A 24,902-nucleotide genomic window follows, 5' to 3' on the forward strand; every position below is an offset into this window, starting at 1 on the left:
CTATCTCATTCCGGTGGCGCTGTTCCTTGGCGCACTCGGCCTGTCCGGCTTCCTGTGGGCGTTGAGAAGCGGCCAATACGACGATCTCGATGGCGCGGCGGAGCGCATTCTTATCGACCGCGACGACGGCGCGGAGAATCCTGCTCGTTCCAAGTGACTCAGATCAAAGCGCCGCGGGTCGGGATGTCCCATCGTCGTCAACGTAAGATCAGGAGGGTGAGGATGCAAGCCGAAGCCATCATGACGAAGCCAGTCATCACGACGGATGCGAACGCGACNAAGATCAGGAGGGTGAGGATGCAAGCCGAAGCCATCATGACGAAGCCAGTCATCACGACGGATGCGAACGCGACGATCGACGAAGCGGCCAAGCTCATGCTTTCAAACAAAGTCAGCTGCCTGCCGGTAACGGACAGCGAAGGTGCCCTGGTTGGCATTGTAAGCAAAAGCGACTTCTTGCGCCGAGAAGAACTTGGGACCCAGCGTGTGCGTCCGCGCTGGCTGGAGTTTGATCTTGGCCCGGGCACAGTCGCCGAAGACTATGCGCGCTCGAACGGACGGATCATCCATGAGGTGATGACCACAGCCGTCATTTCGGCACCTCCAGGCGCCTCAATTGCACAGATTGTTAACTTGATGATGCAACACCGCATCAACAATGTGCCGATTGTCGATCGGGAAAGGGTCGTCGGCATCATCACGCGAACTGATTTGCTGCCTGTCCTGATCCGCGCAATGCCGAAACAGGGCACCACGCCACCCGATGACGACCTGATCCGCAAGGCCATACTTGCCGAGCTGCAGGGACAATCGTGGAGCGGTGGTGACTTGATTGATGTTAGGGTCAGCGACGGCCTCGTCGAACTGACCGGGGCGATTGTCGACGAGCGTCAGCGGAAGGCTGCGATCGTTGCGGCGGAGAACGTTGCCGGCGTCGGACAAGTCAAGGACAGCCTCTTCCTCCGTACAGATCCGCTCTCGGTGATGGTTTCATAGCTGCGGAAAAAAGCGGGGACGCCAAGCAGCGTCCCTTTGGGTTCTGCTCCCTTCCCACATCGCTTGGACATGAGGCTGTCGGCGAGTTCATCCAGCGTATAGCGCCCGTCATGGTTGGCGAGCACGCTGTCGGCAGCGAAGACGCCCGTCCATCGCCAAGCTCGAAACCGAGCGGAACTTGCTCGACCATTCTTGACGCACAAGATTGCGGCAGTCGAGGCTGTTTGTTGCTCCAATTAACACTCACCAATTTGCGCCAGCGCAAAGAAACGCTGCGTCAGGTCAGTTAGCTTCTGCTCATCCGCAACGGTTGAGATAGGAGATTGATATGATCACGCGACGCGAAGCCCTCTTCGGAGCAGCGATTGGCGCTGCCGCCGTGGCGGCACTGCCCGCACTGTCGGCAACGGTGACGAAAGCAGACATTCGAGGACTTCCCCGCGACAAGGTCAAGCTCGTGGCACCGCCTTTTGTGCATCCGCACGACCAGATCGCCAAAGGCGGTCCGAAGGTCGTCGAACTCACCATGACGATCGAGGAGAAACCGATGGTCATCGACGCCGACGGGACGCAGCTCAATGCAATGACTTATAACGGCTCGATCCCGGGCCCGCTGATGGTCGTCCACCAGGACGATTATGTCGAGCTGACGCTCATCAATCCCGACACCAACTCGCTAGCCCACAACATCGATTTTCACGCAGCGACGGGTGCGCTGGGCGGCGGCGCCCTCACCTTGATCAATCCCGGCGAACAGGTGACGCTGCGCTTCAAGGCAACCCGAACGGGAACTTTCGTCTATCACTGTGCTCCCGGCGGACCGATGATCCCGTGGCATGTCGTCTCCGGCATGAATGGCGCCATCATGGTGCTGCCGCGCGACGGGCTCAGGAACGACAAGGGCGAGCCGGTCAAATACGACAAGATCTTCTATATCGGCGAGAGCGACTTCTATATTCCGCGCGATGAGAAGGGAAACTTCAAGAGCTACGAATCGGCCGGTGATGGGTATGACGATATCGTCAAGGTCATGCGCGGGCTGATCCCGACGCACGTGGTGTTCAACGGCAGGGTCGGTTCGCTGACCGGCGACAACGCCATGAAGGCGAAGGTCGGCGAGACCGTGTTGATCGTCCATTCGCAGGCCAACCGCGATACGCGGCCGCATCTGATCGGTGGTCACGGCGACTATGTCTGGGAACAGGGCAAATTCGCCAATCCGCCGGCCAAGGATCTGGAAACCTGGTTCATCCGCGGCGGCTCGGCGGGGTCGGCGCTCTATACGTTCCTGCAGCCCGGCGTCTACGCCTACGTCAATCACAATCTCATCGAGGCCGTGGAACTCGGGGCGACCGCTCACTTCATGGTCGAGGGCGAGTGGAATGATGATTTGATGACGCAGGTCGAGGCGCCTAAACCCATCGCCACCAACTGACGGCACTCCAAATTGCCCGGACAGCGTCGCTGGCCGGGCACGGACAACAGACATGTCACCTCTCATCGTCAAGGTTGTCTCGGTCGCCATGGCGGCTGCAACGGTTCCGATGGGCTTGTCTGCCATCGGCCGGAACGGACATCGACAGTCCTACCCTGCCGCCACGACAGTTACCCTGGTCCCCGGTTCGATCACATATCCCCTGCCGGGCGAGTTCCTGAGGAATGGGCGCCCGCAAGCAAATCCGCGGCTCAGCCGACAGTCAATAAACCTATCGAAATCATGACCTATCAGGTCAGCGCGTCAGACTATGCGAGCTGTGTGGCGGCTGGCGGCTGTCAGCCGGCACAGGAGACGCACGCGATCGCGCCCGATGCTCCCGCTACCGGAGTGAGCTATCTCGACGCCAATGCCTACGCCCAATGGTATTCGAAGGCGACAGGCGACGACTGGCGGCTGCCATCCGATGAGGAGTGGGCGTTTGCCGCGGCCGAGCGGTTCGCAGGGGAATTTGAGGGTGTCGAAAACGATACTAACAATCCCGCCAGGCGTTGGCTCACCAGCTACAAGGCCGAGGTGGACCTCAATCGCAAACCGGACCCCTTGCCCAGGAGCCGTGGCTCCTTTGGTGTGAATTCCTTAGGCCTCGCCGACTTTTCCGGCAACGTCTGGGAGTGGACTTCGACCTGCTATGTCCGCACCACGTTGGCTGTGGATGGAACCGATGTCGTGAGTTCGGTCGACAATTGCGGCGTCCACGTCCTTGAAGGGCTTCACAGGGCGTACATGTCGAACTTCGTCGGCGACGGGAAAAGCGGTGGCTGCGCCGTTGGCACACCTCCCGACAATCTTGGATTCAGGCTGGTCCGGGAACATCGAGGATGGGCGAACCGTTTCCTCGGCTACCTCGGCATTGCGTGAAAAAACAGAAGCGTCCGCTCCATCGCGTTTCGCCTGCACTCCCGTCGCCTCACTGTGCCTTTGGCGTCATCAACGCGGTTCCGTAGATCAGGATGAAGCTTGCAAATGCCGCCACCCATGCGGTGCCGGCCATGTCGATCATCACGCCATAGGGCACAAAGGCGGCCAGGATTCTCAATGATGCCGCCAGAAGGACGGTCACGAAGATGAACGAGGCGCCTTTCCCAGCCTTAAGCTTTTGCCCGGTATGCCCAAGCGTCGCGCGGGTCATCACGGCAAGCGTCATTGAGCCCACCGCGCCAGTCCCGAGCGCGTGAAGTCCTGCCGCCGCCGGCACGGCATCGGGAAAGAAGATCGACGCCGATACCAGGGCAAGACCGATCGGCACGAAGGCGTAGGCAAGATGCAGAACCAGCACCAGCGGATCCCGCAACGTGCGTTCGCCAGCCCAACGCCACAGACGCCATGCCTGGCAGACTGCCGCGACGGCCACGAGCGTTGCCGACACTTCGTGGTCGGGAGCGAGTGTCCACGCAGCCAGCGCAATGGCTGAGATGACAAGCGATGCGACGTCAAAACGATCGAACGGCGCAGGCAGCCGCCCAGGATTTTCGCGGACGAGCCAGTTGCGGGTGAAACTTGGAATGATGCGCCCCCCGATCAGTGAAATGAGCATGATCGCCGCAGCCATGCCGAGCCTGCGGCTGATATCGGATGTGCCGTGAAGGTGGGCCTCGATATGGAACGCGCCGTTGGCGCCGGCCAGGACGGCAAGCGGCAGCAGCAACTTGAGATTGCGCCAGTTCCGTCCCGCGACGATTTCGCGTGCCGCAGCGGCTGCGACAGCAAGCAGAAATGAACTGTCGATCACGGCTGCCGCTTCCCAGCCGATATCCGCCGAGAGGAAGACCGCGGCACGTCCGGCAAGCCACAGGACCACCAACGCCAGCAGGGGCAGGCCTTGCACCGGCAGCCGGCCCGTCCAGTTCGGAATGGCTGTCAGCAGGAACCCGGTAACGATCGCCGGCAGATAGCCGAACAGCATCTCGTGAATGTGCCAGTCGACGGGAACGAACGCACTGTGGGAATCGAGTTCGCCGGCATAGATCGGCAGCCAAAGCAGAATGGACAGCGCGGCATACAGCGACCCGAGGAGAAAGAAGGGCCTGAACCCGTAGGAAAGAAATGCGGGCCCAGTGTAGGCCTGCAGGCGTGGAATCCCCATGACTGTATCCTCAAATGAACAGGGCCGGATGAACCGCCGCCCTCGGTCCGTCCGGCCCGTGCCCGCCCTTTTTGCGGCAGGCATGCCTGTATCGATTGCTGTCAGTTCGCAGGAACCTGGGTGAACAGGTCGGCGAACACCGTTTTTGCCTTCCCAGGATGCTTGACCGCCTTGGCGGAATCGAGATTGACCGGCTTGCCGACAACGATCAGTGCGACCATCCCCATGCCGTAGTGGGGCGCGCATTTGACGCCGTAGATGCCCTCCTTTGTCACCGTGACGGTAATTTCCTCGCTGGGCTTGCCCTTGAAAGGCTCAGCGCCATCCGGAAGCATGCCCTTGATCGACTCGGCGTCGTGTGTCTTGTCGGTCGGCACGAACTTGACGGTGTCGCCGGGTGCCGCCTGGACGAAGGCCGGCTGGAAAACCATTGCGCCTTTTTCGCCCTTGTTGAGCATTTGCACCACATGCTCTTCAGCGCTTGCGCCGCTTGCGAGCGCCAGGATCGAGATTGCGGCAGCGAGGATGGTGAGTTTCATCGATTTGTCCTTTGTTTCGTCTTCGCGGCATTGCGCCGTTCCATGCCATTTAGCCTGACGCGGCCGGCGACAATTTGCGCTGGCGCAAACTCGGGATAAGAAAGGTCTCCCGCACGACTGATGCGGAACCGTAGAGCCGTGAGGGATCCGCTTGGCTGCGCTGGACCGATCGCTGATATCGCAACTGCCGCTCTTCCAGGGGCTTACGCCGGACGAGCAGAGCGAGATCCTGCGAAATGCACGATCGTCTCGCTATGCCAAGGAGGCAGCGATCTTCGCGCAGGAAGCCGAAGCCCATTCCTTCTTCGTGCTGATCGCCGGGCACATACGGGTGGTCCGCACCACGCCGGACGGACAGCAGGTCATCGCCAGATACATCAGCGAAGGCGAGATCTTTGGCGTCGCCGCAGCCCTTAGCCGGACGACCTATCCCGCAAGTGCCGTCGCGGCTGTCGACTGCGTGGTGCTGGCCTGGGCCAACGCCCTGTGGCCTGATCTGTCCCGACGCTTCCCCGTGTTTGGGGCAGCCACTTACAGGACGGTTGGAAGCAGGCTGCAGGAGACGCAGACGCGGGTGGTGGAGATGTCCACGGAACAGGTGGAGCAGCGGGTTGCGCATGCGCTTCTGCGACTGGTGAACCAGACCGGCCGAAAAACGGACAGCGGCATCGAAATCGATTTCCCGATTTCGAGGCAGGACATTGCCGAGATGACGGGAACGACGCTGCACACCGTCAGCCGGCTGCTCAGCAAATGGGAAGAGAACGGAATAATTGTCAGCGGGCGCCAGAGGGTCACGGTCAAAGATGCGCATCGCCTTGTGGTTCTGGCCGAGAACCGGGAAAAGGACTGACCGTCATCGTTCACCTCGAATGGCCAATTCGAGTTCGACCAGAAAGTCGCCCTCATCGACTTGATGTTCCAGGCACGCCTCGGTCACCGTATGGAAAGTGCCTATCGGACAGCCGACGCAGAGCATCTTGTGTCTCAATACCACAGCGACCGTTGCCGGCCATTTCCTCATGATTTCGTCGACGACCATATCGGGGTTGATCGAGCTGCACTGTTTCATGATGACCCTCCGCGATTTGCGAAGGCTTCTTCATAAATCCGGCTCGGACTACCTTCGTTGCGCTTACGCAATTTAGAAATGATTCAGATCAAGGCACAGCTCGCGCGGCCTCGATATGGATAGGAGTAACCATATGAGGAGGTTGGCATGCAAGCCGAAGCCATTATGAGCAAGCCGGTCGTCGGCATAGACCCGACCGCATCGATCGCCGACGCTGCCTGGTTGATGCTCACCAAAAAGATTAGCGGCTTTCCCGTCATTCGCGGCGACGGCACCCTGGTCGGGATCGTCAGCGAGGGCGATTTCCTGCGTCGCGGGGAACTGGGCACGCAGCGCAAGCGCTCACGCTGGCTGCAGTTTCTGGTCAGCCCCGGAACGGCCGCCGATGAATATGTCCACGCCAATGGGCGACGGGTTGAGGAGGTGATGTCACAAGATGTCGTCACGGCATTCCCCACCGCATCGCTCGACGAGGTCGTCGAGCTCATGACGCGTCACCATGTCAAACGCATCCCTGTCATCGACACCGGGAAAGTCGTCGGCATCATCACCCGCTCTGATCTTCTGCGGGCATTGATTAGCGCCCTTCCGGCTGCAGCCGCTGCAGCCATCGATGACGAACAGATCCGGCAGAACATCATGGCCGAGCTAGGGACACAGAAATGGGCTGGCAAGGACATGGTCAACGTGACTGTGAACAATGGCATGGTGAAACTGGGCGGCGCCATCTTCGACGAACGCGCGCGCCGGGCAGCCATTGTTGCGGCCGAAAACGTCGCCGGCGTCAAAGCTGTCGAGGATGGTCTCTTCTGCGCCGATCCAGTGTCCGTCCTCCTTGTTTCGTAGCGAGCGGCCGTGCCAGCTGATTTCAAGGTTGCATCCACGATAGGCCCGCTTTTCGCCCAGGCTTCGCCGCGTTCAGATCGCGACTAGAAGTATCAATGGCCGAAGGAGCAACAGGGCGAATGCAACGAGCGCCGCGCCCGCAATTCTTTCTGTCTTTTTGTTGCCTCCGCTGAAGCGCCGGCCAAGCAAAAGCCACACCGATCCGGTGGCAGCTGTTATCACCAGAAGCACAACCCAGAAGATCCCCAGAGCGCGCGGTTCGATGTTCATCGGCACGATAGCCAGGCAATAGATAAAGGCCTTCGGGTTCAGGGCACTGGTCACCGCAACAGAAATGGCGTCGCCATTTTTGGAAACGTTGATCCGCGCGCTGGTTATCAGATGCAGTCCAAGAACTACAAGCCATCCGGCTGCTACCAGCCTAAGTATTTGAATGGCCTCGGGTGACATGAAGGGGCGCAGGGAAAACCAGCACGCGGATGAGATCCCGTATCCGCATGCCTGAGCGGCCAAAAGCTTGACCACTTTCTCTCGCTTGACCGCCCCCGCCATCAAAAGAGCGTTGGTAGGCCCTGGTGCGACAAAGAGCACAAATGCTTCGAGAAAAAGTAAGTTGTCCAAGCTGCCTGGTCCTGTGGAATGCAGACTTATCAACCGCAAAAACTTGGTTTGCGTTGGCCCTCGTCAAAACACGGACGGCACGACCTCTCGTCGAGGCTGCCTGCTCGATGCCCTAGCGTTGCCCGGCCGCATGCTGCAGTCGAGCGATCAGGTCGCTGTTGCGGCAATAGTCTGGCGGGTTCTCGGATTGCTCATGTTCGTCGAGCCAGGTTGAGCATTCATCCTGGTGCCCGCAGGAACGGCAGCGGTCCACCGCCCGATTGGTGACTGCCGCATGGTCTGCCACGACTTTCAGATGTCTGTCGACCCCGAGCGACCGCATCATTCGACCCATTAGCGCCGTTCTGGCGTCGACCGAAATCAGGTAATCGAGAAAGGTCATGTTGATCACTCCTGCCTACCGGTCATCCTTGCCGCCGTTGGCGGCGGGTGGCGTTGATCTCGATCAACAGGCGGCATCATTGCCAACCCTGGGCCGTGACGGGGAGCATGAAGCCAAACGGAATGGCAGGTGGTCGAAGACGTCCGCTGACCGGCAGGCCGGTTGCTCGGGCCAGGTCTAGATCTGGCCGTTGTTCGCTTCGGAAAACAAATGAACGCAGCCGCTGCGTCGTGGGCACCCCACCTCGAACATGTTGCTAGCACCGTCGCGGTGTCCCGAGGCTGAGGGTCTCCAGGCGCGCCGCAGGAGGTAACCTGCTCCGGCCGAGACAGGTTGCTGGTCAACTTCTCCTTCAATACGACATGAAACGGCTGATGCCGCTCTCTTCGATGAGCGTGCGAGTGACACCGCCAAATGCCCATTCCCGCAAGCGGCTATGGCCATAGGCGCCCGAGACGATCAGGTCCGTATGGATCGAGCGCGCGAAACTCAGCAACCGGTCGCCATCAGCCTTGCCGGCGATCAGCTCGGTTCGCGCCTTGATGCCATGGTGGTCAAGGAAAACGGCGACATCGTCGAGGCTGTCTCGACTGGTTTCGTTGCGGCTGGTGTCTATCGTGGCGACGATAACGTCGCTGGCCTTTTCCAGAAAAGCAGTGCATCGGCTACCGCACGCCGTGCCTCCCTGGTGTCCTTCCAGGCAACCAGCACGGTTTTTGCGCGGATATGTTCCATATTACCTGCCGTGACCAAGACTGGCCGGCCGGCACCGAGCGTGAGGCTGCCGATATCAACAGCACGAAAGACATTGTCTCCATCGCCGCAGCCGGTGACGATAAGGTCGGCCGCCCTGGCCATAACGCTGAGGAACCGGGTCGGACTGCAGACGGACTGTGCCCATTCGCTTGTAACGGAAACCGGCACCATTCTTTCGAACACTGCACGCAATTCGGCGAGCCGCTTTTCGATCTCAGTTCGTTGGATCTGCATGATCTCACCTTCGTAGACCATCCCTTCGCCTGTCGGGACCAAAGGTGGGACCTCGGCTGCCGCCAAGCCAACAAGATGCGCTCCAAATCGTTCGGCAAGTTCGATCCCAACCTGAACAATGGGCGCAGGAGCCTCATCGATGGCGAGGTTTACGATAATTGACTTGTAGGACATTGCGGATGCCTTTCGATGAAACGGTGCAATTGCGTGATGGATCGCATTCGTCAGCGTCCGGTGCCTTGATGCGCGTCAAAGACCCGCCAATTGCGCCTACCAACGGAATCTCTTGCGGAACCGCCGTCGCGATCTGTTTTGCCTGTGCGATGAGAAGTGATAGGTAGCCCCGGTAGCACCGTCTCGAACCCAGGAATTTCAGGTGATCAAAGACGAAGCGCTCAGTTTGTCACCCGGTGGGACGACACTGAAAGCCCTCTTGTCGCGGATGTTCGATCAGGCTCCGGGCTTCATCGCGCTCATGCGCGAGCCGGGTCACGTTTTCGAACTGACCAATGCCGCCTACCAGCGGTTGATCGGCAACAGGCAGGTGATTGGAAAGTCAGTCCGGGAAGCCTTTGCCGAGTTCGAAGGAGATGAGTTTTTCGGACATCTGGACCAGGTCTACACGACCGGCGAGCCATACAGAGGCCAGGGCGTAAAGGTCGGCCTTCGCAACAAGGCCGACGGGCCGCTCGAAGAGCGCATCCTTGATTTCGTCTATCAGCCCATCAAGTCCGACGATGGCCGTATCACCGCGATCTTCATCGAAGGCACGGATGTCAGCGAACTCTCCTTTGCAAACGCAGCTCTTCGGCTGCGTGAGGACCATTTACGATCGATCCTGGCAACAGTGCCGGATGCAATGGTCGTCATCGATGAGCAAGGCGGGATCCAATCGTTCAGCACAGCCGCCGAAACATTGTTTGGCTATCAGTCAGGTGAGGTCATTGGCCAAAACGTGAAAATGCTGATGCCCCCGCCCTACCGCGACGAGCATGATGCCTATCTGCTTCGCTACCTGACCACCGGAGAGCGCCGGATTATCGGGCTCGGGCGCACCGTCACCGGGATGCGCAAGGATGGTTCGACCTTCCCGATGGAGCTTTCCGTCGGCGAGATGCATCCGGGAACCGGACGCTTCTTTACCGGCTTTTGCCGCGACCTGACCGAACGCCACCGGGCGGAAGCTAGAATCCAGGAGCAGCAGCAGGAGCTTCTCCATATGGCGCGGTTTACAGCACTTGGCGAAATGGCCTCGACCCTTGCTCACGAGATCAATCAGCCGCTGACGGCCATCACCAACTATCTGAAGGGCAGTCGTCGGCTGCTCGAGAAAAGCACCGAAGAGAATGCGCCCATCCTGCGGGATGCCGTGGAAAAGGCGGCTGAGCAGGCGCTGCGGGCTGGAAACGTCATTCGCCATCTCAGAGACTTCGTTGCAAGAGGCGAAAGCGAGCGTCAGGTCGAACGGCTGCCGGCGCTCATCGAAGAGGCCTCGTCGCTGGCCCTGGTCGGGGCAAGGGAGATAAATGTCCTTGTCAGCTACAAGCTCGATCCTGCTGCCGAACTGGTGTTAACCGATCGCATCCAGATCCAGCAGGTTCTGCTAAACCTAATGCGCAATGCTGTGGAAGCCATGCAAGACGCGCCGCGACGCGAACTGCTGGTCACGACTATTGCGCGCGCCGACGGGATGGCGGAGGTGAGCGTCATCGACACCGGGGCCGGTCTCGCGCCGGAGATTTCCGCCCAACTGTTCCAGCCATTCGTCACCACCAAAAAGCAGGGCATGGGCGTCGGCCTGTCTATTTGCCGCACCATAGTTGAATCGCATGGCGGTCACATATGGGCCGAGGCAATGCCGGCCGGCGGGACCGCTTTCAGGTTTACATTGCGCATCGTCGATAAGGATGAGGTCACCAATGGCCGCTAATGATCTGGTGCACGTGGTCGACGATGACCTGGACGTCCGCAAGTCGCTTGGATTTCTGTTGGGCACGGCAGACTTTGCGGTCCGCCTGCATGATTCCGCCACGGCCTTCCTGTCGACGGCGTCTGGCAGTCTCGAGGGCTGCATCGTCACCGATGTGCGCATGCCGGGCATAGACGGCATCGAGTTTCTGCGCCAGCTCAGAGCAGGCGGGCATAGAATTCCGGTCATCGTTATGACGGGCCATGCGGATGTGGCGCTAGCCGTTCAGGCAATGAAGGAAGGCGCTTCCGAGTTCATCGAGAAGCCATTCGACGATGAAATGTTGATCGAGGCGATCCGCTCAGCGCTGGCCAACCGCAACCAGGTCAATGCATCCCACCCTCAGTCCGCGGAGATTCGCGGGCGTTTGTCGACCTTGTCGGAACGCGAGCGGCAGGTGCTCGACGGGCTCGTGTCGGGTCTGCCGAACAAGACGATCGCCTATGACCTTGGAATCAGCCCGCGTACAGTCGAGATCCATCGTGCCAATGTCATGAACAAGATGGGCGCGGGCAGCCTGTCACATCTTGTGCGCATGGCGCTGATCGTTGAATCCAATCCCTAGGGATGGTCGCCAAAGGGATTGCCGTCGCGAGTTGGCGTCCGGTAAGGCTCCCAGTCGCGCCAGTGGGTCGGACGGATGTCGACCCATGCGCCGGTGGCGACATTCCTCCAGCCTTCCCGCTCCTTCATGCAGGGAAACACGAGCGCATGCTCACCGTCCTCGTCGAAAACGGCCAGTTTGAGGTTGCGTCCAAACGGAGCGGTGAGGATTGGTTTCCACATCTCCTCATGATCCGCAGAAGCGCCAGCTCGCGCCTTGATCTGAATCATTTTCCGCAATTGCCGAATGCGCGAATGTGCGCTTTGCCGCCGTGAGCTGGGGCGAAAGCACCCGCATGGCCATGGTTCAACGCGGCAAGGCAAACAATAGCTTGCGCTGGCCGTGAGAAATAGGAGATGCACCGATGATGGTCCGCACACTTTCTTCCTTGGAATGTACGAGATTGCTGACGGCCAATCGGGTTGGCCGGCTCGCATGCGCAAAGAATGGGCAGCCCTACATCGTGCCCCTGTACTACGCGCATGCGGACAATCACCTCTATGTATTTTCCATGCCGGGCAAGAAGATCGAATGGATGCGAGGCAATCCGCTGGTATCCGTCCAGGTCGATGAGCGCGGCCAAGGGCGAGGATGGCGAAGCGTTGTCGTCGGTGGGCGCTATGAGGAACTGCCGGACCGGGTCGGCCACAAGCGCGAGCGCGACCATGCATGGTCGGTGTTGAGCAAGCATGCTGACTGGTGGGAGCCCGGCGCCCTCAAGCCGGTCACGCCTCCGGTGTCGGACAGCGCGCCCCACGTTTTCTTCCGTATCTTGATCGAGCAGGTGTCGGGCCGCGAAGCAAGTGAATAGGTGTTTTCTGCTGCGGCGGCCTGCGAAAGCGATGGCTGGACGGTGTAGGAGCAGCGGTTCTAGGTAGTTTCCCGTAGGGACATAACCGAATTTCGGCGCCGGCCGATTCGCGCGATAGCTGTGTCACGGATCAACCGGGAAAACAGCCATGTACGCCTACACCGCCTCCAGAATTTCGCTGCCGTCACGGTCTACCCTGCCCAACCTGCCTGAGGCTTTCGAGCCCGCACCGCTGCAACCACTCAGCTTCTATTCCGCAGGTGCGGAAATCTACGCCCAGGGCGAGAAGGCCGGAGCCTTCTACCAGGTGGAGTTCGGCGCTGTCCGCGTCTATCGCCTGCTTGCTGACGGCCGCCGGCAGATCAGTGCCTTTCACCTATCCGGAGAGACATTCGGCTTCGAAGCCGACACGACGCACCATTTCTTTGCTGAAGCCATCAACTCCACCGGTGTCCGCGTCTTCCGCCTCACTGCTGGAGCGGACATGTCGCATCAGTTGCTGCCCCTAGCGCTCCAGGGGTTGACCAGAGCCCAGGAACACCTGTTGGTCCTCGGTCGCCAGAGCGCCATCGAACGCGTCGCCGCGTTCCTGGTTGACATGGCCGAACGGCAAGGGGGGTTGCGGCAGGTCGAACTTCCGATGTCGCGCATGGACATCGGCGACTATCTCGGCCTCACCATCGAGACGGTATCGCGGATATTCACCCGGCTGAAGGAGAAAGGCGTCATCCGCTTGGCTAGTCTGCGATGCGTGGAAATCGTCAGGCACAACGCGCTTCAGAACATGAGCGAGTGAATGACAACATGCTCCGGGCCAGGCGGACTGTAGCCTAGCCCTCGGCATCACCGGCAATCAGCCGAGGGCCGATTGCGGACTGGATGATTCTCCTCGGCGGTGGGGTTCGAGTCCACGTTGTGGGCATCTTAGAAAAAACATAATGAAATCAAATGGTTATATGTGAATTTTGGTAGTGCTGGCAGTCATTGGCGAACCAGTCTCTGTCTGATTTTCCCTGTTAGGCGCCGGAAAACAGCGAATTTCGGCGATTTTCCGCGCTCAAGGCGAATTTGCGCCGGAATCTCGGCGCAGATTCAATGCCTTAGTAAGGGATTCCCTGCGCGGGCTAACAGCGAAATGATCGTGGCCCAACAGGGAAATCCAAACAGAACGGCGCTTCAAACTTGAACGTTCTGGCGATGTAGATGCCGGGGGCACGTTTGCGAGATCTGGCAGAGACGTCGCCGTGCTCGATCTAGCCGGTTGGATACTCATTTGCCTCGAAGACATGATGATGAACGCGCCCAGTGAACATCTTCAGCAATTCCCCCGTCACGTCGCGGCTTTGAAATCTCACATCGGACTGAAGCGCCCGGTTGCAGGTGTCCATGTCGGGATAGCGAATGGCGAGAGCCATTGCGTAGACGGGAGCACCCTCGTCACGCGCGGTACCATCCAGGACGCGAACCTCTTGCGCCCCGGGAAATTGCGTCCACAGCGGCACCAGCTTCTCCTTGACAAATTGCCGGAATTCGTTCTCACGCCCGGCATGGATTTCACCTTCGAAGAGGGCGTAGCGGATGATCATGTTGAAGTTCCTGATTGCCTGCATGGATGAGGGCGCATCGGAGATGCGCCCTCCTCGATGGCCTATTTGCCCCAGATTTTCTTGTACTGATCGCGGTAGCCATTCTCCGGGTCGAAGGCGTTCTTCGGGCCGCCGTCGAACTCGACATTGTTGGCCGTCACCACATGCAGCGGCGACAGATAGCCCGACCATTTTTCACCGGCGATGGCGCGGTTCAGCTCGTCAACCAATTGCCAGCCCTGCAAGTTGAGCGGTTCGGCGACCGTGACCTTCTGGAACTGCCCGGCGCGGATGCGCTGATAGGCCGATTCCGAACCGTCGCCGGCGGCCACATTGATCGGCGCGTCGGTGCCGGCCTTGCCGGCAGCGGCAAGCGATGGTCCCATGAAGTCGAAATAGAGGTCGTTAATCGCCAGCGAATGCGTCCAGGCATCGCCGTATTTCTGCAAGAGCGAGGTGGTCAGCTGCGGCATGCGCTGCGAGGTCTCGGCGATCGGGGTGTCGACATATTCGAGCACCTTGCCGCCGAGCCGCTCGATTTCGGCCTTCATCTTGTCGGCCTTGGCGATGGCTATGGCGTAGGTCGAATCGGTGAAGATGACGACGCCGGGTTTGCCCTTGGCGTCGGCATAGGCCCAGTCGGCCGCAGCCGTCGAGACCTGCATGGCGTCGGTCGAGACGTTGGCGAACACGCCGCTCTTTTCGTCGGGTCCGATCACCGGTCCGGCATGCCAGGAAACCAGCGGGATTCCGGCGGCCTTCGCCTGTTCCAGCGCCGGCGCCTGCTCAATGGCGTCGAAACCGTTGATGACGATGCCATTCGGCTTCAGAGCCATCGCCTGGCCGAAGGCGGCGGTGCGGCCACCGATCGAGCCGGCGCCGTCGATCACCTTGACCTCCCAGCCAATCGCCTTGGCGGCTTCCTCGACGCCGGTGGTGACGCCCAGAATGCCGCCATTCTTGAGGTCGCCGGCGAGCACGACGATCGTCTTGCCCGGCTGGGCCTTCGGACCGGTGGCCGGGCCGTCCCAGGCGGTGACCTTCTGGGCATATTTTTCGACCACCGCCATGGCGTCGGCCATCGCGTCCGCCCGTGCCTGGCCGGCGAACAGGACCGGAGCAGCGATTGTGATGGCCATCAAGGCGATGGATGATTTTAGAAATGTTCTGCGTTGCATGTTGGTACCTCCCTTGGTTTCAAAAAAATTGTCTGGTCTTCCGGAACTCGATTTCGGGCGCCAAGTCACTGGCTGATTTGCCCAGCCACCGGGCCCAAACCGGCTGGATGCGCGTTGACATAGATGGAATAAAGCGACGTCTGGGCGGTGATGTAGAGCCGGTTGCGCTTCGGACCGCCGAAGCACAAATTGGAGACGATTTCGGGAACCAGGATGCGCCCGATCAGCGTCCCGTCCGGCGCGTAGACGCGAACCGCATCGGCACTGGAGGCCCAGATGTTGCCATCGCGATCGACGCGGAAGCCGTCGAAAAATCCTGCCTCGCATTCGGCGAGCGTGCCGTGCGACCGCAGCGAGCGTCCGTCCGCGGCGACATCATAGGTCTTGATCGCCCGCGGCAGGCCCTGAACATGGCTTGCGCCAGTATCCGACACGTAGAGGATGGTCTCGTCGGGCGAAAAGGCCAGCCCGTTCGGCTGCACCAGATCAGTGATGACGACACCCACCTCGCAGGTTGCTTCGTTGAACCGGTAGACATGGGACCCGCCGATCTCTGGTCGGGCAATCATGCCTTCATAGTGGCTGTCGATGCCGTACACGGGGTCGGTGAACCAGATCGTCCCATCGGATTTGACCACCACGTCATTCGGTGAATTGAACCGCTTGCCGTCGATGACTTCGACAAGCGACTGCCATCGCCCATCATGCTCAAGCCGGGAGATGCGTCGACCGCGATGGTCGCAAGCGACGACGCGGCCTTCACGATCGAGCGTATGGCCGTTCTGATTGTTGCAATGGGTTTCGAAGACACTGACCGAGCCGTCGCTTTCGTCGTAGCGCAGCAACCGGTCGTTCGGGATATCCGACCACAGCAAATGCCTTGCCGCCGGAACATAGACCGGTCCTTCCGCCCAGCGGCTCCCGGTCCACAGCCGTTCGAGCTTGGCATGCCCGATCGTCAGCTTTCGGAACCGGTCGTCCAGAATCTCGTAGTCGCTCATTCCACTATTCCCGGATGGGTTCGGCTGGTCACTTCGAGGGCTGCGTTGCGGTCTTGGTCCTGGCCCTGTTCGCCGCGCCGCGCTTGCGTTGGGCGTAACCGGCAATGCCGATGGCGACGAGCAGCGTCACGCCGTTGAACAGCGGTTCGACGAAGAACGAGCCACCGAACTGCTGGATGCCGGAAATGCCGACCGCCAGGATGACAACGCCGGTCATCGTGCCCCAGACATTGACGCGTCCGGGCTTGATGGTGGTCGAACCGAGAAAGGCGCCGACGAGCGCCGGCAGCAGATATTCCAGCCCGACGCTGGCCTGGCCGATGCGCAGCTTAGAGGCGAGCAGCACGCCTGTCAGCGCCGTCAGGAAGCCCGACGAGATGAAGGCACCGATGACGAAGCGGCGCACCGGAATGCCGTTCAGAGCCGCAGCCTTCGGGTTGGCGCCGATGGCATAGACGTAGCGGCCGATCGGCAGATATTCGAGGATGATCCAGAGTGCTGCGGCGATCGCCAGCACATAAAGGCCGGTGATAGGCAGCCCGAATACCATCGTGCCATTGAGGGCGTAAAAGCCGTTGGGCAGCACGCCGACCACTTGCCGGCCGCCGGTGTGCCAGAGCGCCAGCGCATAGAGCACGGTGCCGGTGCCGAGCGTGGCGATGAAAGAGTCGATGCGGGCAACTTCGACCAGTAGTCCGTTGAGGAAGCCGGTCGCAGCGCCGAGAAGCAGCACGATGATCACCGCCAGCGGCCACGGAACGCCGAACATGGTCTGCAGGCTGATGGCGAGAATGTGCCACAGCACGATGCCGTAGCCAACGGTGAGGTCGATGCGGCCAGAAGCCATCGGGATCATCGCCGCCAGCGACAGCAGCGCGATGATTGCTTTGTCGGAGATGATCGAGCGCAAATTGAGCAGGGTTGGAAAGGTGTTTGGCAGCAGGATCGAAAACAAAAGGATCAGCAGCGCCGTCAGGATCACCAGCCCGTAGACCGGCAGCAGCCGGATGATTTTCTGCCCCAACGACAAGCCTGCCATTTCGCCACGGGTCGGTTCGAGTGCGCTGGATTCGATCGATTGCATGAGGTTCGCTCCCAGAAAGATCAGGCGGCTTCCGAAGCCGATGCCGCGGTGATCACGGCGGATGTGGTCAGGTCGTTGCTGGTGAGTTCGCGCACGATCTGTCCGCGTGAAAACACCAGGGCGCGGTGGCAGATATGGGCGATCTCCTCGAAATCGGTCGACACCACGACGACGGCGAGGCCGGCTTCAAGTGCGCGGCCGATCAGCCGGTAGATCTCGGCCTTGGCGCCGACGTCGACGCCGGCGGTCGGGTCTTCGGCGATCAGCAACTTTCGGTCGGTGTGCAGCCAGCGGCCGACAATCACCTTCTGCTGGTTGCCGCCGGACAGTGCTTCGATCGGCAGGTTAGGATCGTTGGGGCGAAGCCCGACCGTCCCGCCGATCTCACGCGCCAGCGCCGCCTCCTTGTAGGGCGCCAAAAACGAGAACAGGCCACGCTTACCGGCGCCGGGATTGAGAAAACTGTTTTCGCGGATCGACAAGGAGGCTGCTATCGATTCCTCGGTCCGGTCGCGTGCGATGAGGCCGACGCCGGCCGACATTGCCGCGATCGGGCTCGACAGGTCGGGCACAACGCCATTGATCGTCACCGAGCCGGAGAAAACCTGACACCCGAACAGCGTCCGACCAACCAGTTCCTGCCCGGCGCCGCGAAGGCCGACCAGACCGAGCAGCTCACCCTTGCGCACGTCGAAAGAGACAGGGCCGGCACCGGCGCAGACCAGGTCACGGACCGTGCACACCGTTTCGCCGGCCTGCGTCTGAGCCTTGCTGAAAACCTGGTTCACCGGGCGACCAACGATCATCTCGACAAGTTCGTCCGGGCTGGTATCGGCGACTCTCTTCTGGCCGACCAGCCTGCCGTCGCGCAGCACGGCGACCCGGTCGGCGATGCGGAAGATCTCGTCGAGCCGATGCGAAACGTAGATCATACCGACACCGCGTTGCTTGAGCGGGCGGATGGCGTGGAACAGCCGCTCGACTTCGTCAGCGGGAAGACTGGCTGTCGGCTCGTCGAGCACCAGCACATCGGCCTCGGTGGCCAGGGCGCGGGCGATGGCAACCAGCGACTTTTCGGTGCGCGTCAGATCCTGAACGCGTGTCGTCGGATCGAAATCGCATCCGACCAGCTTGAGCGCCTCACGCGCTCTCGCCTCGGTCGATCGCCAGTCGATGAGCCCCGAGCGGAGCGAAAAGCCTTGGGCCAAGCCGACATTCTCGCCGACCGTCATCCATTCGATGAGACCGAGATCCTGATGGATGAAGGCGACGGGCTGGCGGTGGTTCGGCTGCGGCGGACGATGGTGATAGGGCTCGCCGCGAAACAGGATGCTGCCGCCGTCCGGCCGGTGGATGCCGGCGAGCGTCTTGATCAGTGTCGACTTGCCGGCGCCGTTCTCGCCAAGCAGCGCCAGGATCTCGCCCTTGTGCAGATCGAGCGACACGTCGGAGATCGCGCGGGTGCCGCCGAACTCCTTGGTAATCGACTTGAACTCGATCAGTTTTTCCTCGGTCACAATGCGTTCCTCCCAAGATCGCCCCAATGATGTTATCGATAACATTTCTAAGCGTCAAGCGACGACGAAAATTCAGGCCAGCCAATCAACTGGTCTTGCCGTCGAGCAGAAGCATCATCTCAGCCGAATCCCTTGGCCCCAGCCCTGCGGCGCAAAGCAGACGGTGGATCTCTACCACCTGCCCGGTCATTGGCATCGGCGTCTTGGTTTTCAGCGCGAAGGCCTGCAGCGAATCCAGATCCTTCAGCATATTATCGATGCGGCCGGTCGGCGAAAAATCGCGGGCAGCGAATTTTGCCATGAACTCCTGCATAATGCTGGAGTCGGCCCGCCCGCCCTTGAGTGCCGCGGGGATTGCCTTCGCATCGACGCCGCCGGCCTCAGCAAGCTTGACCGCTTCGGCGACGGCCTGAAACAGCACCGCGCAGAAGAGCTGGTTGATCAGCTTGGTCGTCTGGCCTGCCCCGCTCGGTCCCATCAAGGTGTAGTTGGCGCAGAGATGCTGCATCACCGTGCGCGCGTGTTCGAAGTCTGCCGCCTCACCGCCCGCCATAACGGTCAGCCGGCCGGCCAGCGCGCCGGGAACGCCGCCCGAAAGCGGGCAGTCGAGCCATCTCATGCCGGTCTCGGCAGACAGCTTCCCGGCCATCTGCGCGGTGTCGACAGGATCGATCGAAGACATGTCGATCAGCAGCTTTTCCGACGACGCCGCAGCCGCCACACCACCATCGCCAAACACCACCGAACGCACGATATTGGCATGGTTGAGACTGAGGATGACGAAGCTGCTCTCCCGCGTTGCTTCGGCAACCGACACGGCCGCAGCCGCACCCTTTGCAGTCAGCGCTGCAACCTTGACCTTGTCCAGATCGAACACCGTCACGGCTAGCCCAGTCTCGATCAGGCGGGTGGCGATCGCCGACCCCATGATGCCGGCGCCGACAACGGCGACTTTTGTTGGTTGCGTCATTTCAACGTGCCTTTTTCCTTGATCCCGGCAGGGTCGACCCCAAGTGCACCCAGGCCCTGCAACACTCTATCGGCAATCGTGTCGACAGGCGCGTCGATGTCCACTGTGACCACCAGCGGCTCGTCGCCTGGATGCTCCAGGGTGGCGAACTGGCTGTCGAGCAGCGCCGGTGGAAAGAAGTGGCCGCGGCGCGCGGCTAGCCTGGCTTGCAGCAGCGAATGCGACCCCTCCAGGAATACGAAAACCAGCGACTCGCCCGCCGCATCGCGAAGCCTATCGCGATAGGGTTTCTTCAACGCGGAACAGCTGACGACTAGCCCGCGACCCTCCTCACGAGCCTGGCGCAAGGCTGCGCCGACCAGATCCAGCCAAGGCAATCGATCGCAGTCTGCAAGCGGTATGCCCGCCGACATCTTTTCGACATTGCTGCGCGGATGCAGCGTATCGCCTTCAACGAAGGCAAGGCCAAGCCGCGCGGCGATCTCGACGCCAACTTTGGTCTTGCCGCAGCCGCTGACACCCATCACGACGATGAGCGCGGGTTCAAAGGCAGGTCGTGATGCCACCGTCGACATAGAGCGTGTGTCCATTGACAAAGGATGAGGCCGGTCCCGACAGAAAGATCGCCGCGCCGACCAATTCGCCGACATCGCCCCAACGACCCGCCGGTGTGCGGTTGGTCAGCCACGCCGAAAATTCGGGATTGTCGACCAGCGCCTGGTTGAGCGGCGTCTTGAAGTAACCCGGCGCGATGGAATTGATCTGCAAGCCATGCTTCGCCCAATCGGCACACATGCCGCGCGTCAGGTTGCGCACAGCGCCTTTCGTGGCCGTATAGGGCGCGATGTTCGTCCGTGCCAGTTCGCTTTGCACCGAGGCGATGTTGATGATCTTGCCGCGCCGCCGCAGGATCATGTGCCGCGCCACCGCTTGTCCCACGAAGAACACGCTGGAGATGTTGGTGCGCAAGAGTTCCTCCCATTTGTCAGCGGGGAAATCCTCGAGCGGCATTCGGAACTGCATGCCGGCATTGTTGATAAGGATATCGATGGCGCCGATAGTCGCCTCGATCTCCGCGACGCCGTTCGCCACCGCTGCATGATCAGTGACGTCGAAGACGGCGCTATGGGCCTTATGTCCCTTCGCTGTCAGTGCATCCGCAGCCGTTTTCATTTTTTCGGCGCTGCGTCCGTTGAGCACGATTTCGGCGCCGTGCTGCGCCAACCCCTCGGCCAGCGCCAGGCCGATCCCTTGCCCCGAGCCGGTGACCAGCGCCCGCATGCCGGTCAAATCGAACAACGAACTGCCCAAACGCTCCTCCTGAGCAATGTTTCCTGGAGCGGCCACGATTTCCAACGCACCTGCCGCCAGTCCCTATTGACATGAATGTTATCGATAACATAGTCAATTGGAAAAATGCACAGGAGATGACGCCGTGACCGACATTTTGATGACAGGTCCCTATCCGGATTGGGACATGGGAGATCTTGAAGCAAAATATCGCGTCCATAAACTTTGGCAGTCCGAGGACAAGGACGCGCTGCTCTCAAGCCACGCCGGCGCGATCCGCGCCATAGCTACGCGCGGCGAGCTTGGCGCAAGTGCTGCGCTGATGGCGAAGCTGCCGCAGCTTGAAATCGTTTCCTGCTACGGCGTAGGCACCGACGCCATCGACCTTGCCTATGCCAAGGCGAATGGCATTCGTGTCACCAATACACCTGATGTTCTAACCGAGGACGTAGCCGATATCGGCATCGGGCTGCTGCTCGCCGTGGCGCGAAAAATCCCGCAGGCCGACGCCTACGTGCGCGATGGAAGCTGGCGCAAGGGCAATATGGGGCTGGTCACGCGTGTCTGTGGAAAAAGGCTGGGCATTGTCGGCATGGGCCGCGTCGGTGCGGCGGTGGCGAAGCGCGCCGCTGCATTCGACTGCACGATTTCTTATTTCGACAACCGCAAGCGCGACGATCTTCCTTATACGTTCGTCAGCGATCTGCTCGAACTGGCGAGCGATAGCGAATTTCTGATCGTAACGCTCGCCGGCGGCGATAGCACGAAACACATGATTAATGCGTCGATGCTGGCAGCGCTCGGAGCAGACGGTATTGTCATAAACATTTCGCGCGGCAGCACGATCGACGAGATTGCGTTGCTCGCGGCCCTGGAATCCAGTGCCATAAAGGGTGCCGGGCTCGACGTGTTCTGGAACGAGCCAACCATCGACGAGCGCTTCCTGAAGCTTGCCAACGTCGTGCTGCAACCGCACCACGCCAGCGGCACGGTGGAGACCCGCAAGGCCATGGGTCAGCTCGTTCGCGACAATCTCGCGGCCCATTTCGGCGGACAGGCCTTGCTGACACCGGTCGTCTGAGAAAGGATCCCATCATGAAGTCGATCGTCATCCATGCGGCAAAAGACCTGCGGGTCGAGGAGACCGATCCGGGCTCCCCTGGCGACGGACAGGTCGAGATCGCGGTCGAAGCCGGCGGCATCTGCGGCTCGGACCTGCACTACTACAATCATGGCGGCTTCGGCGCGATCCGCCTGCGCGAACCGATGATCCTCGGCCACGAAGTCGCTGGCACGGTGAAAGCCGTGGGCAGCGGCGTTTCCGCGTTTGCCATTGGTGACCGCGTCGCGATCTCGCCCAGCCGTCCCTGCAATACCTGCCGCTACTGTCTGCAAGGCATGCAGAACCAGTGCCTCAACATGCGCTTCTATGGCAGTGCCATGCCGATGCCGCATATACAGGGCGCGTTCCGCCAGCGCCTTGTCGCCGAGGCGTGGCAGTGCCACAAAATCGCCGACCATATCTCCATCAACGAGGCCGCTTTCGCCGAGCCTTTTGCGGTTACGCTGCATGCCATGAACCGCGCCGGCTCGCTGCTCGGCAAGCGGGTTCTGGTCACCGGCAGCGGGCCGATCGGCGCGCTTTGCATCCTTGCCGCACGCGTCCACGGCGCGCGCGAGATCGTCGTCACCGATGTCATAGACGCCGTGCTGGCCAAGGCCCTGGAGATCGGCGCCGACCGTACGATCAATGTCGCGACCAATGGCGAAAAGCTCGCCGCTTACAATGTCGACAAGGGCAGTTTCGATGTGATGCTCGAGGCCTCCGGCAACGAGCGCGCTGTGCGTGCAGGGCTCGATGTGATCAAGCCGCGCGGCGTGCTCATACAGCTCGGTCTCGGCGGCGATCTGTCGATCCCGCAGAACCTCATCGTCGCCAAGGAGATCGAGATGCGCGGCACTTTTCGTTTCCACGACGAGTTCGCCCTAGCGGTCGACCTGATCAATCACCGCCGGGTGGATGTCAAACCACTGCTGACCGGCATCTATCCTCTCGACGAGGCTGTCGCGGCTTTCGACATCGCCGGTGACCGAAACAAATCCATGAAGGTTCAGATCGCGTTCTGAAGATCCTTCGGTTGCGCTGGAGGCGCATCGGCACATCGCCTTAAATCACGTCGGCGCCAATCGCCGCCAGCGCGGCGCGTGCCACATCGAATCCTGATCGCCGGTTCCCGAACCGACGCCGATGCCGCCCGCAGAAGCGGATCGGCAAGCCCCCGGGCAAATTGGTCACGCCGCCCTGCGAAGTGATACCGGCTGAGAGCGCCGCTTCGAACGCCATGCCGCCGGTAGCGGCGTTTATTGACGCTGCGGTGCGCGCCTTCGCCTGCGCCGTACGCATGCTGAGGAACCGCGCGCCATCCATGCGCAGGCTGGCGAGGACTTCGCCGCTCGCATCGACGACCACGAGACATTGCGGCACGCCCATCGTGACGGCGCGCGCTGCTCCGGCTGCAACGGCCTTCAAAGCACCGTGATGCGTGAGGGTGATGGTCTCGCGAAACATCGCTATTGGGCTGCCCTTCGCTGCGTTTGAATCGATGCAGGAACTCAGGTGCTTTCGCGCTCGACGACGCGATAGCCGGTGAGCACGATTTCTTGGCCGTGTCGTTTCTCGTCGCCTCGGATCACCTGGATCAATCTGCGAGCGGCCTGTTGCCCGATCCCGTAGCAGTCGACATTCACGGTGGTGATGCCGGGATGGCAAAAGGCGGCTACCTCGTAGTCGCCGAAGCCGGCAATTGCGATATCCTGCGGGATCCGCATGCCCCGGCGCTTGCATTCCATCAGTGCGCCGAAGGCCGAAAGGTCCGAAACGCAGAGTACGGCTTGCGTGTCCGGCCAACGCTCCAGCATGCTGACGACGGCCTGGCCGCCCTGCTCGATGGATATCGGCGGCACGCCAAAGGAAACGAGGCGCCCGGTCGGCAGGCCGAGCTCCTCGATGGCTCTGACAAAGCCTTCGCGCCGCTGGCTGCCGCGCGTGTCGCGCGAGGTCGTGCCACCGATGTAACAGAATTTTCGGTAACCCTTCCTGGCGAGCGTCTTGACGAGAAGCCCCATCGCCTCCTCGTTGGAGAACCCAACCACTTGATCGATCGGCTTTACCGGCAACTCCCAGGTTTCGACTACTGGAATTCCGGCGTTTTTCAAAAGGCGGCGGGCGCGATCCGTGTGAGCGCCGCCGGTTAGGATAATGCCTTCCGGCCGCCGACGGAGCATCGCTTCGATCAACCGTTCTTCCTTCTCAGCCGTGTAGTCGGTGTAGCCGAGCAGAAGTTGCAGCCCCGTGCTTTCAAGCTCGTCGGTAATGCCGCGAGCGGTGTCAGCGAAGTTGGAATTGTTGATCGACGGGACGATAGCCGCAACGAACCCTGTCTTGCGCGAGGACAGGCTGCCGGCTGACTGGTCAAGCACATAACCAAGGTCGTTGACCGCGACCATGATTTTTTCCCGTGTCGCCTTGGAAACCCGGCTGCCCTCTTTCAGTGCGCGTGAAACGGTCATGGTGGACACACCTGCCCGCAGGGCCACGTCAACCATAGTTGGCGCATGGTTATTGCCGGACGTTGAGGACACTGCCTTGGCCATCAAGCCACTCCGGCGGTTGCTCGCGCCGCGAACGTTTCACGCTTCGCGAAACGGCTTACTTGGTCTCTATTCGCCTTCATGAACCACCTCCGGAACCCGATACCAAGAACATGTTATCGATATCATGAGGGACTGGCAATAACTGGAGACCCGGGTGAGGCGCGGCGGTGTCAATATTGGCTTTCGGCTGCTGTTGGGTGTGTCTGTAAGC

The 24,902-nt window shown here is 60.8% G+C and carries 30 protein-coding genes; 12 read left to right on the top strand and 18 right to left on the bottom strand.

The genetic code is table 11. From position 1 onward, the window contains the following. The 4 genes from ccoS to X756_RS01000000166190 all read left to right on the top strand — a co-directional run. Window positions 1-157, top strand: a 157-nt coding sequence (gene ccoS / locus X756_RS137985; protein WP_023731639.1) for a cbb3-type cytochrome oxidase assembly protein CcoS, incomplete at its 5' end; no start/stop codon positions are given. 65 nt (window positions 158-222) lie between these two features. Further along, window positions 223-996: a CBS domain-containing protein gene (locus tag X756_RS137980; protein ID WP_023731640.1), complete on the top strand. Its 774-nt coding sequence runs from the start codon at window positions 223-225 to the stop codon at window positions 994-996. A gap of 328 nt (window positions 997-1,324) precedes the next feature. Then, window positions 1,325-2,431 (top strand): copper-containing nitrite reductase, encoded by a 1,107-nt coding sequence (nirK, locus tag X756_RS137975; protein ID WP_023731641.1) that lies wholly within the window; start codon window positions 1,325-1,327, stop codon window positions 2,429-2,431. 12 nt (window positions 2,432-2,443) lie between these two features. Next, the gene (locus tag X756_RS01000000166190; RefSeq protein ID WP_245264593.1) at window positions 2,444-3,352 is read left to right on the top strand and encodes an SUMF1/EgtB/PvdO family nonheme iron enzyme; all 909 of its coding nucleotides are present in this window, start codon (window positions 2,444-2,446) and stop codon (window positions 3,350-3,352) included. A gap of 49 nt (window positions 3,353-3,401) precedes the next feature. On the opposite strand, the gene X756_RS137970 is transcribed toward X756_RS01000000166190, so the two are convergent. Further along, window positions 3,402-4,577, bottom strand: a complete 1,176-nt coding sequence (locus tag X756_RS137970; RefSeq protein WP_023731643.1) for an NnrS family protein — start codon at window positions 4,575-4,577, stop codon at window positions 3,402-3,404. A 101-nt stretch (window positions 4,578-4,678) separates the two neighbouring features. Continuing rightward, window positions 4,679-5,116 (bottom strand): pseudoazurin, encoded by a 438-nt coding sequence (locus tag X756_RS137965; RefSeq protein WP_023731644.1) that lies wholly within the window; start codon window positions 5,114-5,116, stop codon window positions 4,679-4,681. Between the two features lie 151 nt (window positions 5,117-5,267). Here X756_RS137965 and X756_RS137960 point away from each other — a divergent pair, with 151 nt between their 5' ends. Beyond that, window positions 5,268-5,969, top strand: a complete 702-nt coding sequence (locus X756_RS137960) for a Crp/Fnr family transcriptional regulator (RefSeq protein ID WP_023731645.1) — start codon at window positions 5,268-5,270, stop codon at window positions 5,967-5,969. 3 nt (window positions 5,970-5,972) lie between these two features. Here the strand turns inward: X756_RS137960 and X756_RS137955 are convergent, their stop codons facing one another. After that, window positions 5,973-6,188 carry a DUF1858 domain-containing protein gene (locus X756_RS137955; RefSeq protein WP_023673746.1) on the bottom strand — a complete coding sequence of 72 codons (216 nt, stop codon included), beginning with the start codon at window positions 6,186-6,188 and terminating at the stop codon, window positions 5,973-5,975. A 147-nt stretch (window positions 6,189-6,335) separates the two neighbouring features. Here X756_RS137955 and X756_RS137950 point away from each other — a divergent pair, with 147 nt between their 5' ends. After that, window positions 6,336-7,034, top strand: coding sequence for a CBS domain-containing protein (locus X756_RS137950; protein ID WP_023689274.1), 699 nt, complete (start codon window positions 6,336-6,338; stop codon window positions 7,032-7,034). 72 nt (window positions 7,035-7,106) lie between these two features. Here X756_RS137950 and X756_RS137945 read toward each other — a convergent pair whose 3' ends face one another. The 4 genes from X756_RS137945 to X756_RS01000000166195 form a co-directional block, all read right to left on the bottom strand. Continuing rightward, complete coding sequence (locus tag X756_RS137945; RefSeq protein ID WP_023731646.1) at window positions 7,107-7,655, bottom strand: hypothetical protein; 549 nt, start codon at window positions 7,653-7,655, stop codon at window positions 7,107-7,109. A 112-nt stretch (window positions 7,656-7,767) separates the two neighbouring features. After that, the gene (locus tag X756_RS137940; protein WP_023806646.1) at window positions 7,768-8,037 is read right to left on the bottom strand and encodes a DUF6455 family protein; all 270 of its coding nucleotides are present in this window, start codon (window positions 8,035-8,037) and stop codon (window positions 7,768-7,770) included. Between the two features lie 352 nt (window positions 8,038-8,389). Continuing rightward, complete coding sequence (locus tag X756_RS1000000170655) at window positions 8,390-8,737, bottom strand: universal stress protein (protein ID WP_348529838.1); 348 nt, start codon at window positions 8,735-8,737, stop codon at window positions 8,390-8,392. After that, entirely contained in the window at window positions 8,650-9,201 is a 552-nt protein-coding gene (locus X756_RS01000000166195) for a hypothetical protein (protein ID WP_348529837.1), read from the bottom strand. The genes X756_RS1000000170655 and X756_RS01000000166195 overlap by 88 nt, the downstream gene beginning before the upstream one ends. 202 nt (window positions 9,202-9,403) lie before the next feature. Here X756_RS01000000166195 and X756_RS137935 point away from each other — a divergent pair, with 202 nt between their 5' ends. Both X756_RS137935 and fixJ read left to right on the top strand, forming a co-directional pair. After that, window positions 9,404-10,957: a PAS domain S-box protein gene (locus X756_RS137935; protein WP_031239596.1), complete on the top strand. Its 1,554-nt coding sequence runs from the start codon at window positions 9,404-9,406 to the stop codon at window positions 10,955-10,957. After that, window positions 10,947-11,561 carry a response regulator FixJ gene (gene fixJ / locus X756_RS137930; RefSeq protein WP_023731650.1) on the top strand — a complete coding sequence of 205 codons (615 nt, stop codon included), beginning with the start codon at window positions 10,947-10,949 and terminating at the stop codon, window positions 11,559-11,561. Before X756_RS137935 ends, fixJ begins: the two co-directional genes overlap by 11 nt. Here the strand turns inward: fixJ and X756_RS137925 are convergent. After that, window positions 11,558-11,830 (bottom strand): hypothetical protein, encoded by a 273-nt coding sequence (locus X756_RS137925; RefSeq protein WP_023731651.1) that lies wholly within the window; start codon window positions 11,828-11,830, stop codon window positions 11,558-11,560. The genes fixJ and X756_RS137925 overlap by 4 nt on opposite strands. 134 nt (window positions 11,831-11,964) lie before the next feature. Here X756_RS137925 and X756_RS137920 point away from each other — a divergent pair, with 134 nt between their 5' ends. Together X756_RS137920 and X756_RS137915 are read left to right on the top strand one after the other, a co-directional pair. Then, window positions 11,965-12,411 (top strand): pyridoxamine 5'-phosphate oxidase family protein, encoded by a 447-nt coding sequence (locus X756_RS137920; RefSeq protein ID WP_023731652.1) that lies wholly within the window; start codon window positions 11,965-11,967, stop codon window positions 12,409-12,411. Window positions 12,412-12,559: 148 nt separating this feature from the next. Then, window positions 12,560-13,207 carry a helix-turn-helix domain-containing protein gene (locus tag X756_RS137915; protein ID WP_023731653.1) on the top strand — a complete coding sequence of 216 codons (648 nt, stop codon included), beginning with the start codon at window positions 12,560-12,562 and terminating at the stop codon, window positions 13,205-13,207. A 457-nt stretch (window positions 13,208-13,664) separates the two neighbouring features. Here the strand turns inward: X756_RS137915 and X756_RS137910 are convergent, their stop codons facing one another. The 8 genes from X756_RS137910 to X756_RS137875 all read right to left on the bottom strand — a co-directional run bounded on the left by X756_RS137910 (window position 13,665) and on the right by X756_RS137875 (window position 21,028). Next, window positions 13,665-13,997 (bottom strand): hypothetical protein, encoded by a 333-nt coding sequence (locus tag X756_RS137910; protein WP_031239600.1) that lies wholly within the window; start codon window positions 13,995-13,997, stop codon window positions 13,665-13,667. 62 nt (window positions 13,998-14,059) lie between these two features. After that, entirely contained in the window at window positions 14,060-15,175 is a 1,116-nt protein-coding gene (locus tag X756_RS137905) for a substrate-binding domain-containing protein (RefSeq protein WP_031239601.1), read from the bottom strand. A gap of 65 nt (window positions 15,176-15,240) precedes the next feature. Then, window positions 15,241-16,176 carry an SMP-30/gluconolactonase/LRE family protein gene (locus tag X756_RS137900; protein ID WP_023716368.1) on the bottom strand — a complete coding sequence of 312 codons (936 nt, stop codon included), beginning with the start codon at window positions 16,174-16,176 and terminating at the stop codon, window positions 15,241-15,243. Between the two features lie 28 nt (window positions 16,177-16,204). Continuing rightward, window positions 16,205-17,260, bottom strand: coding sequence for an ABC transporter permease (locus X756_RS137895; RefSeq protein ID WP_023716367.1), 1,056 nt, complete (start codon window positions 17,258-17,260; stop codon window positions 16,205-16,207). A 20-nt stretch (window positions 17,261-17,280) separates the two neighbouring features. Next, window positions 17,281-18,777 carry a sugar ABC transporter ATP-binding protein gene (locus X756_RS137890; protein ID WP_023731656.1) on the bottom strand — a complete coding sequence of 499 codons (1,497 nt, stop codon included), beginning with the start codon at window positions 18,775-18,777 and terminating at the stop codon, window positions 17,281-17,283. An 85-nt stretch (window positions 18,778-18,862) separates the two neighbouring features. Next, window positions 18,863-19,747: an NAD(P)-dependent oxidoreductase gene (locus X756_RS137885; protein ID WP_023731657.1), complete on the bottom strand. Its 885-nt coding sequence runs from the start codon at window positions 19,745-19,747 to the stop codon at window positions 18,863-18,865. Then, a complete protein-coding gene (locus X756_RS137880; protein ID WP_023716364.1) occupies window positions 19,744-20,322 on the bottom strand; it encodes a gluconokinase in 579 nt (192 codons plus the stop codon). The genes X756_RS137885 and X756_RS137880 overlap by 4 nt, the downstream gene beginning before the upstream one ends. After that, the gene (locus X756_RS137875) at window positions 20,291-21,028 is read right to left on the bottom strand and encodes an SDR family oxidoreductase (protein WP_031198706.1); all 738 of its coding nucleotides are present in this window, start codon (window positions 21,026-21,028) and stop codon (window positions 20,291-20,293) included. Before X756_RS137875 ends, X756_RS137880 begins: the two co-directional genes overlap by 32 nt. A gap of 169 nt (window positions 21,029-21,197) precedes the next feature. Here X756_RS137875 and X756_RS137870 point away from each other — a divergent pair, with 169 nt between their 5' ends. Next, window positions 21,198-22,118: a 2-hydroxyacid dehydrogenase gene (locus tag X756_RS137870; protein ID WP_031239605.1), complete on the top strand. Its 921-nt coding sequence runs from the start codon at window positions 21,198-21,200 to the stop codon at window positions 22,116-22,118. A 14-nt stretch (window positions 22,119-22,132) separates the two neighbouring features. After that, on the top strand, window positions 22,133-23,164 hold the full coding sequence (locus tag X756_RS137865) for an L-idonate 5-dehydrogenase (protein WP_023716361.1): 1,032 nt from the start codon (window positions 22,133-22,135) through the stop codon (window positions 23,162-23,164). A 40-nt stretch (window positions 23,165-23,204) separates the two neighbouring features. On the opposite strand, the gene X756_RS01635 is transcribed toward X756_RS137865, so the two are convergent. Beyond that, on the bottom strand, window positions 23,205-23,606 hold the full coding sequence (locus tag X756_RS01635) for a heme-binding protein (RefSeq protein WP_023731660.1): 402 nt from the start codon (window positions 23,604-23,606) through the stop codon (window positions 23,205-23,207). 44 nt (window positions 23,607-23,650) lie between these two features. Beyond that, entirely contained in the window at window positions 23,651-24,643 is a 993-nt protein-coding gene (locus tag X756_RS137860; RefSeq protein WP_023716360.1) for a LacI family DNA-binding transcriptional regulator, read from the bottom strand. Window positions 24,644-24,902 lie beyond the last annotated feature (259 nt).

Source organism: Mesorhizobium sp. LNJC405B00 (assembly GCF_000502615.1).
Classification (GTDB): domain Bacteria; phylum Pseudomonadota; class Alphaproteobacteria; order Rhizobiales; family Rhizobiaceae; genus Mesorhizobium.